Genomic DNA, 14,011 nt, shown 5'->3' with positions numbered 1-14,011 from the left:
TTAAGGAGAAGAGCATGTTCAACGCCGCCAATCAGACCCATTTCAGCCTGAACATCGAAGGTGCTAGCCACGATCTGCAGGTGCTCGAATTTACCGGCCGTGAAGCCATCAGCCAGCCGTTCGTGTTCGAGCTGGAACTGATCAGCGAGCGCCCCGATCTCGATCTGGAAAGCCTGCTGCATCAGCCAGCTTTCCTGACCCTGACGGCAACCGGTAGCGGCATTCACGGCCTGATCTATCGGGTCGCCCAAGGCGAGTCCGGCAAGCGCTTGACCCGTTACCACGTGACCCTGCGCCCGCAGCTGGCCTACCTGACCCATCGCAGCAATCAGCGCATTTTCCAACACCTGACGGTGGCCGAGATCATCGGCCAGGTGCTGGAGGAGCACGGCATCCAGAGCAATGCCTACGCCTTCCAACTCGGCCCAACGCTTTACCCCAAGCGCGACTACTGCGTGCAGTACGACGAGTCCGACCTGCACTTTATTCAGCGCTTGTGCGAAGAAGAAGGCATTCACTACCACTTCCAGCACAGCGAACAAGGCCATGTGCTGGTTTTCGGCGACGACCAGACGGTATTCCCGAAGTTGGCACCGACTGCGTACCAGCAGGACAGCGGTCTGGTTGCCGACGACCCGGTTATCAAGCGCTTCTCCCTACGCCTGGAAACCCGCAGCAACCGCGTAACCCGCCGCGACTACAACTTCGAGAAGCCCAAGCTGCTGATGGAAGCGGCCTTCAGCAGCGAGTTCCAACCCGACCTCGAGGACTACGACTACCCCGGTAGTTTTGTTGAACGCGAACGCGGCAAACACCTCGCCAAACGCAATCTGGAACGCCACCGCAGCGACTATGAACTGGCCAGCGGTGAAAGCGACCAGCCGCTGCTGGTCAGCGGCCACTTCCTCAGCCTTAGCGAGCATCCGCGTGATGACTGGAACCAGCTCTGGCTGCTGACGGAAATCAGCCATGAAGGCAAACAACCGCAAGTGCTGGAAGAATCCGTCACCAGCCACACCCAGCTCAGCGACGGCTTCCAGCAGGGTTACCGCAACCGCTTCAGCGCCACGCCCTGGGATGTGCTGCATCGCCCAGCGCTGAAGCACCCGAAACCCAAGGTGCTGGGCAGCCAGACCGCCGTGGTGACCGGCCCTGCCGGTGAGGAAATCCACTGCGATGAATACGGCCGGATCAAGGTGCAGTTCCACTGGGATCGCCACGGCCAGGCTGACGACAAGACCAGCTGCTGGCTGCGCGTCGCCTCCAGCTGGGCCGGCGATAACTACGGCGGTATCGCCATCCCACGGGTGGGCATGGAAGTGCTGGTGACCTTCCTCGAAGGCGACCCCGACCAACCGCTGGTGACCGGCTGCCTGTACCACAAGGCCCACGTGGTGCCCTACGCACTGCCCGCCAACAAGACCCGTAGCCTGTTCAAAACCCTAAGCAGCCCTGGCGGTGGCGGCTACAACGAGCTGCGCATCGAAGACAAGAAAGGTGCCGAGCAGATCTACCTGCACGCCCAGCGCGACTGGGATGAAAACATCGAGCACGACCAGAAGATTCGCATCGGCAACCAGCGCCACGACACGGTCGAAGCCAACAGCTACAGCCAGTTCCTCGCCGAAGAACAGCGCACCACCCACGCCGACCGCAAAGTGGAAACCCGCAGCAACGACCACCTCACAGTCGGCGCGACCCAGCATGTGAAAGTCGGCGTCGGCCAGTACGTCGAAGCCGGCAACGAAATCCACTACTACGCCGGCAACAAAGTAGTGATCGACGCCGGCATGGAACTCACCGCCTCAGGTGGCGGCAGCTTTCTCAAGCTTGACCCGGGTGGCGTCACGCTCAGCGGCGCGACGATCAAGCTCAACTCAGGCGGTGGCCCGGGCAAAGGCTCAGGCATCTCTATTCTGCCGCCCACTATTCCGGGCGCTGCGGATACGGATAAAGCGGGCAATTTGCTCGATAGCGCCAGCGCCAATACCACCTGGCTGGAGTTGAACCTGCACTACAAAAACCTGGAGCCCGTGCCGGGTGCAGCTTACCGCGTCGAATTTGCAGATGGCTCTGTTCGCGAGGGCGCTTTAGACGCGGACGGTTTTGCCCGGCTAGAAGATGTACCGCCTGGGCCGGCCAAGGTGTGGTACGGCGAAGACCCTCGCCCGTTCGTACGCACGCCGGTCAAGGCAGTCGACGTTACCGATGCAAGTATTGAGGACGACTTGCGCACGCTTGGACTGGACCCCAGTCAAGTTGATTTACAGCAATTGGTTGAGCAAGCAGCAGGGAGGCTGGCATGAGCACTGGAGAAAAGCAGGCGGAATACAACGAAGCATTAACCGAGCTAGCTGCTGGTATTGCACTCGGTGCAGTGCCCTTCCTAGGCCAAGCGATTGATGCCTATGACACCGTTGAGTCGTGTATCCATCTCTACAACGAGAAGACTGCCCAGGGCAAAGAAGACGCCCAGTTTGACTTGCTAATGGCCATCATCGGCTGGATTCCAGGGCCGGGCGACGGTCTGAAAAAAAGCCTGCGTATTGTCAACAAGGATCCTCAACGCTTAGCACCTGTGTTGTTTGACCTGCTGCGCTTTGTTCTGCAGGAGTGTGGCGTCAAAACCAGTCCGGAAGAGCTGTTGGCACAGGTATTTAACGCAGGTGCCCTGCGTGCCGAACTGGACGAAATCATCTCTGGGGTAAAAGGCTCATCTGCATTCAAAAGCCTGCCCGCATGGATGCAGAGCGCCGTATTGACGGTGCTTTCTACTTCACGAGACAGCATGCCTGCTCTTGTCGGGATCGTCGAAAAACGCCTGACCAAGTGGAAGCGCATACAACGCAATAGTGCGGCAGCCTCGGCTGGAAGAGGCTCCAGTCAAGGGCAAAAACCAGCAGCCAAAGATGCGCAAGTGGCTGCAGAAGGTAAAGATGGCGCAAGCCAGACTCACTCCAACAAAATCGATAACTCCAGCCTCGGCACCCAAACACTCTCCAGCCTGACCAACGAAGGTTTAGGCGTCAGCGGCGAACATATCGCCGACTACATTTGCGCCGAAGAATTCGGCTGGGGCAAAGACTGGGATGGCCACGACAAGGGAGCCGAAGGCCAGTGGCTGGAAGGCAAGCCCAACGCCAGCAAAATGGGCAAGCTTTCTAAAGGCGGCAGCCCTAAATCGCCCCATGTGCTTTACAAACTAACCGACGGCGCCAACGGCACAGGTATTGATGCGGTTTGGCGCGCCAATCCTGCAACGAATGGTGGAAAGAAGTTTGCCATTATCGAGGCCAAGGCGAGCAAGGACGAGGATGCTCCGAAGTTCATGCGTAAGGTGAACAATAAGCGCAAACCAAGTATCACCTCCAAATTAGGCGTATCGGGAATTGCAGATCCCAGTGAGCTTTTAGAGCCGCGCGAGGAGGATGTAACCCCAAACCAGCCATCCAAAAAGAAAAAGAATAAGTCCGGTGGAAAGCTAGGAACAACGCCATCCACACCTCAGGCCTCGAACCAAGCGGCGCGACCTAATAAGGGCAATCGTATTCTTGTGCAAATGAGCAAAGAATGGATATACGAGAACATAACCAAATCATTCCCTCGAAGCACATACCAGATAATCCTAACCTCATACAATAGGCACTTGTTTTTTTCACCTTTATATCACCCAAGTGGAAGCCCTAAAAGCCACGCTGAGGCAAAACTATCAGGGCAAAAAAACGAGCATGCAGAGCATGCTGCCTTTCACTATGACGATGCAGAAATAACTCAAGCCGTTAATAAGAAGAAGAAATCTCTCGTCGCCAAACACGGCAAATTAACTACTCTGGCTATCGAGTAACTTATCTATGCAAAGAAGACAAAAATTTATTACCCCAGATTACTACAAGAGCGTGCTCGCGTTATGTGAAGGAACAGAATCTTTTTGGGCTAACAACTCAATGGAATCTGACTCTGCCGAGCAAGAGACAGCCCTCAAGGCTCGAGATATTCAATCCGCTGCACTTGATAAGGTTTTTATTCAATATACAGCCGGCGAGCCCATTGATGTACTTATTCCGTCGCTGGAAAAATTGATCGATAACTACGAAAATTACCAGAGAGCACTGGAGATCCAAGAGCAGCTTCCCAATATTTCGCCCCTCGCCATCGAAGATTGGCCAGGAGAATATGAAGAGTGCGTACAGGTTATAAGTCTCTGCATTCTGCTGCATCGGATCGACTTGCTGCAGCGCTTTGTCGCCTTGTTAGACAACGCCGGCTATGCCGGTGACGACACATTGTATGAAGATCTGTTACGCAAGGTTTTATCCAATCGTAAGGACCTGGATGAGTGGTATCACGATATTTATACGCCGCTCATCCGAGCTATTTATGCCCCTACCAAAGAAGAGGCCTCTGCATTACTGAAGCTTTATTGCGATCAGTGGTACAGCGCTTTTGAAGACAAGCAAACCAATTGGCATGACACCCACCTAGATATCGACGGTGACGAAGGTAGTTATTACGGCTACTGGGCCTTCGAAGCAGCTGCCATTGCCTTTCTTTACGACATCGACGACAGCGAAGTCGACCATATGGTCTACCCCAAAGATCTGGTGGCTTACGCCCGTAATTTCAGCTCGCCCTCTAACTCGACGCAGACTGGCCGCATCGAATCCGGGCAACCCTGCCCCAAAGCGGGCTACTGGTTTACCCCGGCCCAGGCCAATTCTCGGCGTGCGTTCACGCAGGGCGAAATCATGCCGGCTTTCGACGGTTCCCGTTGGGGCGCGACGCTTTGGTATTGGTCCGGCGAGGGCGATGTTTGATGTCTACGCCTATCGCCATTACCGATGCGGACATAACAAACGTGTCCCCTTTGCGGCTTCAGAACTCAGACCTTTTGGCAACCATGAGCAGTATCAATCTATCGCTGGCTTTTCGCCTGACCACCTCACTACCCACTGCCCAAGAGCATGCCGATGCCCTTTGGCAGGTGGCGCAACTGCTGAAGCGTTATGGATTGCCAGAGCATCAGTGGCATCCGCCAGCGGATACGCCACAGGCATCAATAGCCCTGCAAGCGTTCGAGCCAAGCTGCGCCTCGCAAGCACTTGTAGGTGCCGCCTTACAGGCCGAAAAAGATTCACCCGACGCCTTGGTAGGCTACTGGCGCAGCCTGGGTGTCTGGAACGGGCTGGAGAAAGATGGCGCGGCTGCATTCGACCTGACCCTGTCAACCTTATCCGGCTCGCCTTGCACCCTGACATTGCAAACCAAATCACTGCCTAGCCTTGGCCGCCTGGAGCCGCTGATTGAACTACTGCGTGAACTGATCAGCACCTGGCCATGGCCTGTGAGCATGGCCTCCGTTGGGCCTGCTCGCTATTTCGCCATGCACCAGGTCTTCAAGGATCGCCTGGGAGCGGGATGGATTCTGTACTTGCCGCAAATCATTGCAGAAGACGCACTCCCCGTTAGTGCCGGCATCTTCCCTGTCTCTCGCGCAGAGACACAGCTGGGAACGCTGATCGCCAGTGTTCGCGATGCAGTTTTCGACGTACGCAACCCCGCGCATATCCAGGCGGCCAACGCCATCGAAGTCAGCCTTGCAGACCGCGACCTGCTGCCACTGCATACGGCGCTCTGAGTTGATTACCACGCCATTGCTCACCCTCTGTCCACTTAATGCAAGGAGCACCCAATGCTGAAACGCCTCTGGCCAACCGCCCTACTCGCCCTGGCCCTATGCCTCACCGCCTGCAGCGGCAATTACAAGTTCAACGATGATGAATATCGCCCCCTCGGCGAACCGCAAGCAGTGAAACGCGGCAACTGACCGCAAGGAGTTAACAACCATGGAACTGGTCTTCGATGTGGTCAGTGCACAGCAGTTCGTGCCAGGTCTATTGACCACCAAAACCTTCAAGCAAGCCGGCGGGATTATTGGCCGGGCGGAGGAATGCGACTGGGTGATTCCGGATCGCAAGCGCGTGCTGTCCAGCCGGCATGCCGAGGTGAGCTATCGCAATGGCTCCTTCTACCTGACCGACACCAGCAGCAACGGCATTCAGCTGAAAGACAGCGGTGCTAGCCTGCGCAAGGGCGAGGCCCAGCGCATCGAGCATGGCAGCGTGTATTGCTTTGGTGATTTCGAGCTGCGCGCGCGGCTGATTCAGGACCCGGCCATGTTCGCCGGCGATATCGGCCGTGCACAGCCCGCCGGCAGCATCATCCCGGATGATGCCTTTCTCGACCTCGACCCGCTGACCGCAATCGACCAGCAGGAACGCGTGTATGCCGAGGTCGATGACCTGACGGCGATTCTGCGCCCGCAGAACGTGCAGGCTCAGCAGCGCGACTATGCGCAGATCGATGAAGAAAACCTGCTGGTGCCTGCGCTGGTGATGCCAACGCCTGAACCGCAGCCCAAGCGTGCGCCGGAACCGGTACGCCTGCCTTTGAGCTTCTGGGAAAAATTCGGCGAGGCCCTCGGGGTCAAGTTGGATGACCTCGATGACGATGCCCGCGAAGCCCTGGCCATTCACAGCGCCAAGCTGCTCAAGCAGAGCATCGGCAGCCTGCAGCAAAGCCTGCGCACGCGCAGCGAGCTGAAGAACGAGCTGCGTCTGGCCCTGACCACCGTGCAAAGCGCTGGCAACAACCCGCTCAAGCACACCGCCGACAGCAGTGAAGCGCTGAGCGCCCTGCTGCGTGGCGGCAAGGCCGGGCAACTGAGCGCCGAGCAGACCATCAGCCGCAGCTTCCGTGACCTGCAGGCGCATCAGGTGGCGCTTCTCGCTGCCAGCCGCGCGGCGGTCAAAGGCATGTTCGAACAACTATCGCCGGAGCAACTGAGCCTGCGTTTCGAGCGCGAAGGCCGCAAGCCGCTGATCGCCACCGCCGGCAGCCGCTGGCGCGCCTACCGTCGCCTGCACAGCGCCCTGGAGCAGAACGACGACTGGAGCGACCGTCTGTTCGCCCGCGACTTTGCCAACACCTATGAAGAACAGGTTCGCCTGATCGCCACCCTCAACAACGACGTTCAAGGATGATCTCCATGCACCGTTTCACTTGCCTGGCCCTGTTGGCCGCCCTGCTCAGCCTGACTGGCTGCGCGGCGCTTTCACCCTATTCGGATATGACCAAGCTCGACCTAACCCTTAACGGCAGCGATGAGCTCAACCCGGACCTCAATGGCCGCCCTTCGCCGATCGTCCTGCGTCTGATCGAGCTGAAGCACCCAGTAGCCTTTGAAACGGCCGATTTCTTCTCGCTCTATCAGCGCCCAAAAGAAGCCCTGTCACCGGATATGGTGGTGCTCGAAGAGCTGGAGCTGCGCCCGGGCGAGCAGCGCGAAATGAAGCTCTCGGTGCAGCCGGGCAGCCGCTATGTCGGCGTGCTGGCGGCCTACCGCGACCTGCCGGAAAGCAACTGGCGCGTGGTGATTCCGCTGCAGGAAAAAGAGCGCAACAGCAGCGTCCTGACCCTCAATGCCCTGGGCATCAAGGCCCAGGACGATGCCAACAAGGAAGAGGAATAAGCCATGGCCATGCATAAAGTGGTCTGGCAGGAAGGCATGCTGCTGCGCCCGCAGCACTTCCAGCAGAACGACCGTTACTACGACTACCAACTGAAAACCCGCACGCAGAAGCTCGACAGCTACGCCTGGGGCTTTTTCGAGCTGGAGATCGACCGTCAGTTCCTCAATATGGGCAAGCTGGTGGTGAGCAAGGCCAGCGGCATCCTGCCCGACGGCACCCTGTTCGACATCGGTGCCGAGCGCGAGCCGCTGGCCCTCGACGTGCCGCCAAACACCGGCAACACCCCGGTGTACCTGGCACTGCCGCTGGTCACCGGTAACCATATCGAGAGCCGCCGCCCGGAGCAGCAGGACGTGCTGGCGCGCTTTACCGCCTTCGATGAGGAAGTCACCGACTCCAACGCCGGCGACAGCGCATCGAGTCAGGTCAGCTGCGGCCGCCCGGATTTCCGTCTGCTGCTCGGCGAGCAACAGAGCGATCAGGCCTACGTCAAACTGCAGCTGTGCGACGTGCTCGACACCACCCCGGACGGGGTGATAAGCATCGACCCGGAATTTATTCCGACCTACGTCAACTTCCAGGCTTCCGGCTACCTGCTGAGCTGCCTCAAGGAAGTGATCAGCATGCTCGCCCACCGTGGCGACATCCTTGCCGAACGTATTCGCGCCACCGGCAAGGTCGGTGGAGCGGAAGTCGGCGACTTTATGATGCTGCAGCTGATCAACCGCTTCGAACCAGTGCTGCGGCATTACCTGGGTATCGAGCAGGTGCACCCGGAGCAGATCTACCGCGAATTACTCGGCCTGCTCGGCGAGCTGGCGACCTTCTCCAGCGAGATAAAGCGCCCGCGCCTGGAAGGCCGTTATCTGCACAGCGATCAGGGCGTGAGCTTCCGCAAGCTGATGGATGCGATTCGCCAGGTACTGTCGATGGTGCTGGAACAGCACGCCATCGAGATGCTGCTGCAACAGCGTCAGTACGGCATTCAGGTGTCGCCGCTGCACGATCACAAGCTGCTCGCCACCTCCACCTTCGTCCTCGCCGCCAGCGCCCAGTGCGACTCGGAAGAGCTGCGTCAGCGCCTGCCGGCACACCTCAAGGTCGGCCCGGTGGAGCAGATTCGCCAACTGGTCAACCTGCACCTGCCAGGCATCAAGGTCAAACCGATGCCGGTGGCACCACGGCAGATCCCCTTCCACTCGGGGAAAACCTACTTCGCCCTGGAACTGGGCTCCGAGGAACTGGCGCAGCTGGAGCGCTCCGGTGGCTTCGCTTTCCACGTGTCCGGCGAGTTCTCCGGGCTTGAGATGAAATTCTGGGCGATCAGGAACTGATTATGACGACCAAGGAAATGGAATACGGCCAGGACGACAAAACCGTCATCCTCAACCGCAAGGGCGATGCCCCCGCGCACAGCCCACTGACCGACTTCGCCGCGCCGCCGAAATTCGAGCAGCTGGAAGAGCGGATGATCTACGCCGCGCGCCTGCGCCCGGCCGAAAGCTTCAATATCAGCCTCAACCCGCTGGTCGCAGCCGCCGCCACCCTGCTCTCGGAAGTGGTGCGCCTCAAGCACAGCTTCGACAGCGAAGACATGCATGCGCTGAACCAGCGCCTGGCCAGCGCCATCAAGCTGTTCGAACACCGCGCCCTGCATGAAGGCGCGGAAAGCAGCCAGGTGATGGCCGCCCGTTACGTGCTCTGCACCGTGGTCGACGAAGCCGTGGTGACCACGCCCTGGGGCAACGAGAGCGAATGGTCGCAAATGAGCCTGCTGTCTTCGTTCCACAACGAGACCTTCGGCGGCGAGAAGTTCTTCCAGCTACTCGAACGCCTGTCGCGCAACCCCGTCAAGCACCTGCCGATGCTCGAGCTGATGTACCTGTGCCTGTCGCTCGGTTTCGAGGGCAAGTACCGCGTACTGCCGCGCGGCATGCTCGAACTGGAAGCGGTGCGCGACAGCCTCTATCGGCAGATCCGCCAAATGCGCGGCGACGTGCCGCGCGAAGTTTCGCCGCACTGGCAGGGCCTGAAAGACACCCGCCGGCGTCTGGTGCGCATCGTGCCGTGGTGGCTGGTGGCACTGTTTACCCTGGTGTGCCTGGTGGTGATGTATGGCGGTTTCGCCTGGGTACTGGGCGAGCAGCGCGAAACTATTTTGCAGCCGTACGAGCAACTCGACCCGTCTGCGGGTGTAAGCATGGATGATCTGAAATGAAGAGTTTTTTCGGCAAGTTAGCCGCATTTTTCCGCAAGACCTGGGTATGGAGCCTGTGTCTGGTATTGGTTCTGGCGCTGCTGGTGTGGTTTGTCGGCCCGCTGCTGGCGGTCAACGATTACAAGTTCTGGGAATCGGCCACCAGCCGCTTGCTGAGCATCAGCGGATTGTTCCTGATCTGGGGCCTGGCCATGGTGTTCGCCAGCTGGAAAGCCACCGCCCGCAAGCAGGCCGAGGAAGATGACGCCGACGCCCAGGAGCGCCTGCGCCGCGAAGGCTTGATCAACGAAGAGCAGCTCGAACTGCGCAATCGCTTCAAGCAGGCCCTGCACACCCTCAAGCGCTCCAGCCTGTACCGCGGCCGTAGCGAAAAATGGCGCAATGAGCTGCCCTGGTACCTGCTGCTCGGCCCACAAAGCAGCGGCAAGACCAGCCTGCTGGACTTCTCCGGCCTGGATTTCCCGCTCAACCGCGGTGACCAGCAACGCCTGACCAAAGACGTCTCCGGCACCCGCTATGCTGACTGGTATTTCGCCGACCACGCCGTGCTGATCGACACCGCCGGGCGCTACCTGACTCAACCCGACCCGGCCATCGACAGCCGCGCCTGGGACACCCTGCTGGGCCTGCTGCGCAAACGCCGCGCGCGCCCGCTGAACGGTGTGCTGGTGAACATTCCGGTGGAGCAGCTGCAAGGCGGCAGCGAAATTGAACTGGAAAACCTCGCCCGCCAGACCCGCCAGCGCCTGCAGGAGATTCACCAGCGCCTGGGCGCCGATGTGCCGGTGTACCTGGTGCTGAGCAAGGCCGACAAGGTGCTGGGCTTCGATGAGTTCTTCGACCAGCTGTCGCGCGAAGAAAGCGATCAGGTACTCGGCGCCAGCTTCCGCAAAGAGCAGAACGCCACCGACGTGCAAGTGATTCGCCAGGAGTTCGAAGAGCTGCTGCGCCGCCTCAACAGCCAGGTGATCCTGCGCATGCACCAGGAGCGCGACACCCAGCGCCGTGGCCGCATCCTCGATTTCCCGCACCAGCTGGGCCTGCTCGGCGAGCGTCTGTGCCTGTTCAGTGAGCTGGCTTTCAGCGGCAACCGCTACCAGCGCGCCAGCCAGCTGCGCGGTTTCTACCTGACCAGCGCGCCGGAACTGAACGACCAGCTCGACCCGAGCACCAGCAGCATCGGCCGCAACCTGGGCCTGTCCAGCAGCGCCCTGCCGACCTTCCGCACCGGTCGTGCACGCTTTATCAATCACCTGCTCAGCCGAGTGATCTTCCCCGAAGCCGAACTGGCCGGCCTCGACCAGAAGGAAGTGCGCCGTATCGACTGGGGCCAGCGCGCCATGTACGCCTGTGCCGTCGCCTGCCTGGCACTGTTTGGCCTGCTCTGGGCCAACGGCTTCTCAGGTAACCATGAGCGCCTGGAACAGCTGCGCGAGCTGGCCCAGAAGCTGACCCAGCAACACGACAGCCTGAGCGCCCAGGACGATGCCCTGCGCACCCTTAAGGCACTGGACCAGAGCTATGCCGCCACCCAGGTATTCCCGGCCGTGGATGAGGTGTCCTACCTGCAACGCGGCGGCCTGTACCAGGGCGAGAAGGTCGAGCCGACGCTGCAACGCGCCTACCGTGGCGAGCTGGAAAACCTGCTGCTGCCGCGCGTCGGCCGTCAGCTGGAAGCCCAGGTACGGGCCAACCTGAATGACCGCGAACGCCTGCTTAACAGCCTGCGCGCCTACCTCATGCTCAACCTGGAGGAGCGTCGCGACAAGGCCTTCCTGCAGGAGTGGCTGGCCGCCGACTGGTCAGTGCGTTACGCCGGCAACAGCGCTGGCCAGCGTGGCCTGAATGAGCATTTCGAACGCCTGCTGGCCGAGTCATTCGCGCCCTACTCGCTGAATGAACCGCTGGTGGCCCAGGCGCGCCAGGTGCTGCGCAGCGAATCGCTGGCCAACGTGGTCTACCGCATGCTGCGTGAACAGGCGCGCAGCCTGCCGGACTATCGTCTGAGCCAGAAACTCGGCCCACAGGCCGGTCTGTTTGTCGGCAGCGACTACAGCATCCCGGGCTTCTACACCCAGGTTGGCTACCAGAAGCTGTTCGTCACCCAGGGTGCAGACCTGGTGCGCGAAATTCTGCGCGACAACTGGGTGCTCGGCGAAGGTGACAGCCTCAGCAACAACGACCTCAGCCGCCTGCTGGTGGAAATGGAACAGCTGTACTTCCGCGACTACGCCAACTACTGGAGCGAAGCCCTCGCGCAGCTGACGCTGGACCCCATCGGCAGCGCCAACCAGGGCGCGCTGCAACTGGCCGGCCTGACCGCCGCCAACTCGCCGCTGCTGCAACTGCTGGTGGAAGTACGCGACAACACCCGCTTCAACGGCCTGGCCGAAGCGGCCGACGATGCCGGTGCTGCCGCCGACGCCCTGAAAGGCAGCAAAGGCAAGCTGGGCAAGGCCGCAAAACTGGCCAGCTCCGCCGCCGAGCAGGCGCAAGCGGCACTGGTGAAGAACCTCCCGGACACCGCGCGCAAGACCCTGGAACGCCGCTTCGAGCCGCTGCACCGGCTGCTCGACGACAACGGCGGGGCCGGCGCGGAACTGGCCGCCAGCCTGCAGGCGCTCGACGCTTTGCAACTGCAACTGGCCAGCCTGGCGCACGCCAGCGCGCCCGAGCAGGCCGCCTTCGAGTTGGCCAAGGCACGCATGGGCGGTCAGCGCGACGCCATCAACCAGCTGCGCAGCAGCGCCGCGCGCCTGCCGCAACCGGTCGGCAACTGGCTCGGCCTGCTCGCCGAAGACAGCTGGATGCTGGTGCTGGGCGACGCCTACCAGTATCTCAACCAGCGTTATAAGGACGAGCTGTACGCCGCTTACAAGGGTTCGTTGAAGCAGCGTTATCCGTTCAGCGCGCACAGCGAAAGCGACGTGGCGATTGCCGATTTCCGCGAGTTCTTCAAGGCCCAAGGCACCGCCGAACGCTTCTTCGATGGCTACCTCAGGCCCTTCGTCAGCGGCACCGCCGGCCAGTACCAGCTGCGCCGCGTGGATGGCCGTGGCCTACCGCTGTCGCGCGAGTTCCTGCTGCAGATGAGCAACGCGCAAACCATCCGCCGCAGCTTCTTCGCCGAGAACCCCAACGAGCCGAAAGTGCTGTTCAAGCTCGAGCCCTACTCGCTGGATTCCAGCCTGGGCCGTGCCGATTTCCGCTTCGGCAACCAGCAGATGGAATACCGCCACGGGCCGATCGTGCAGACCGCCTTCAGTTGGCCGGCCGAGGCCGACGAAGGCCGCACCAGCCTGGTGGTGGAAGAGCTGGGCGGACGCAAGGTCGGCATCGAGAAGAACACCGGCCCCTGGTCGCTGTTCCGCCTGCTCGACCTGATGAGCGTGGACTACCACAGCGGCCGCGACGTACTGATGCTCAAGGCCGACCTCGGCGGCTTGCGCGCCAACTACCTGCTGCACAGCCAACGCTCGCCGAACCCGTTCGACATCCAGCTGCTGCGCAGCTTCAAGCTGCCGGCGACGCTCTGATGCAGGCGGTTGCCAACCTGTGGCGCAGCGCGGCGCGTACCGACACCGGCAAGGTCCGGGCGCGCAACGAGGATGCCTTTCTGGACCTGCCGGAGCAGGGCCTGTGGGTGGTTGCCGACGGCATGGGCGGGCACCAGAACGGTGCCCTGGCCAGCCGCTTGATCGTCGAGCAGCTGGCCGAGCCGAACACGGGCGACTTGCAGCAGCGCCTGGTCGAGTTGCGGCAGCGCCTGCACTGGCTCAACCGCCGCCTCGGCCAGGAGTTGACCGTAACTGCCGCCCAGCCGGACCCGATAATCGGAAGCACCGTGGTGGCGCTGCTGATCGACGGCGAACGCGCCGCCTGCGTCTGGGCCGGCGACAGCCGCTGCTATCTATGGCGCGGCAGCCGCTTGTACCAACTCAGCCGCGACCACTCGTTGCTGCAGCAGTTGATCGACGAACAGCAGCTCAGCCCCAGCGAAGCCGCTCGGCATCCGGCGGCGCATGCGCTGACCCGCGCCATCGGGGCCAGCGACGAGCTCAAGCTGGAGATTCTCGAACTGGACGTGCTCCCCGGCGACGCCTTTCTGCTGTGCAGCGATGGCCTCTATCAGGGCCTGTCTGCCGATGAACTGGGCGCGGCGCTCAATCTTCCTTCGCCGCAGCTGACGCTGAATCGGTTGTTCCAGCAGGCCCTCGACGGCCCCGCGCGGGACAATCTGAGCGCGGTGGTGGTGCGCCGATGA

The 14,011-nt window shown here is 60.9% G+C and carries 11 protein-coding genes; all 11 read left to right on the top strand.

Annotated elements, in window-relative coordinates:
- The first annotated feature begins 14 nt into the window (after positions 1-14).
- From tssI to WBK23_RS11240, 11 genes are read left to right on the top strand one after another with little or no spacing between them, the layout of a single operon-like run.
- Positions 15-2,306 (top strand): type VI secretion system tip protein TssI/VgrG, encoded by a 2,292-nt coding sequence (tssI, locus tag WBK23_RS11290; protein WP_424484056.1) that lies wholly within the window; start codon positions 15-17, stop codon positions 2,304-2,306.
- On the top strand, positions 2,303-3,844 hold the full coding sequence (locus tag WBK23_RS11285; RefSeq protein ID WP_424484055.1) for a hypothetical protein: 1,542 nt from the start codon (positions 2,303-2,305) through the stop codon (positions 3,842-3,844). The genes tssI and WBK23_RS11285 overlap by 4 nt, the downstream gene beginning before the upstream one ends.
- A 7-nt stretch (positions 3,845-3,851) precedes the next feature.
- Complete coding sequence (locus WBK23_RS11280; RefSeq protein ID WP_424484054.1) at positions 3,852-4,814, top strand: PoNe immunity protein domain-containing protein; 963 nt, start codon at positions 3,852-3,854, stop codon at positions 4,812-4,814.
- Complete coding sequence (locus WBK23_RS11275) at positions 4,814-5,635, top strand: hypothetical protein (protein ID WP_424484053.1); 822 nt, start codon at positions 4,814-4,816, stop codon at positions 5,633-5,635. The genes WBK23_RS11280 and WBK23_RS11275 overlap by 1 nt, the downstream gene beginning before the upstream one ends.
- A gap of 54 nt (positions 5,636-5,689) precedes the next feature.
- Positions 5,690-5,824 carry a type VI secretion protein gene (locus WBK23_RS11270; RefSeq protein ID WP_310284943.1) on the top strand — a complete coding sequence of 45 codons (135 nt, stop codon included), beginning with the start codon at positions 5,690-5,692 and terminating at the stop codon, positions 5,822-5,824.
- 19 nt (positions 5,825-5,843) lie between these two features.
- Positions 5,844-7,040 (top strand): type VI secretion system-associated FHA domain protein TagH, encoded by a 1,197-nt coding sequence (tagH, locus tag WBK23_RS11265; protein WP_424484052.1) that lies wholly within the window; start codon positions 5,844-5,846, stop codon positions 7,038-7,040.
- 5 nt (positions 7,041-7,045) lie between these two features.
- Positions 7,046-7,528, top strand: coding sequence for a type VI secretion system lipoprotein TssJ (gene tssJ / locus WBK23_RS11260; protein ID WP_424484051.1), 483 nt, complete (start codon positions 7,046-7,048; stop codon positions 7,526-7,528).
- 3 nt (positions 7,529-7,531) lie between these two features.
- Complete coding sequence (gene tssK / locus WBK23_RS11255; RefSeq protein WP_160086100.1) at positions 7,532-8,863, top strand: type VI secretion system baseplate subunit TssK; 1,332 nt, start codon at positions 7,532-7,534, stop codon at positions 8,861-8,863.
- Between the two features lie 2 nt (positions 8,864-8,865).
- Positions 8,866-9,747 (top strand): type IVB secretion system protein IcmH/DotU, encoded by an 882-nt coding sequence (gene icmH, locus WBK23_RS11250; RefSeq protein ID WP_296218377.1) that lies wholly within the window; start codon positions 8,866-8,868, stop codon positions 9,745-9,747.
- The gene (gene tssM / locus WBK23_RS11245; protein WP_424484050.1) at positions 9,744-13,283 is read left to right on the top strand and encodes a type VI secretion system membrane subunit TssM; all 3,540 of its coding nucleotides are present in this window, start codon (positions 9,744-9,746) and stop codon (positions 13,281-13,283) included. The genes icmH and tssM overlap by 4 nt, the downstream gene beginning before the upstream one ends.
- Positions 13,283-14,011 (top strand): PP2C family protein-serine/threonine phosphatase, encoded by a 729-nt coding sequence (locus WBK23_RS11240; protein ID WP_424484049.1) that lies wholly within the window; start codon positions 13,283-13,285, stop codon positions 14,009-14,011. Before tssM ends, WBK23_RS11240 begins: the two co-directional genes overlap by 1 nt.

The sequence above is a fragment of the Pseudomonas sp. genome, from assembly GCF_049653025.1.
Taxonomy (GTDB): Bacteria; Pseudomonadota; Gammaproteobacteria; order Pseudomonadales; family Pseudomonadaceae; genus Aquipseudomonas.
Note: the sequence above shows the minus strand (reverse complement) of the source record. Positions and strands in the feature narration are given on the sequence as shown.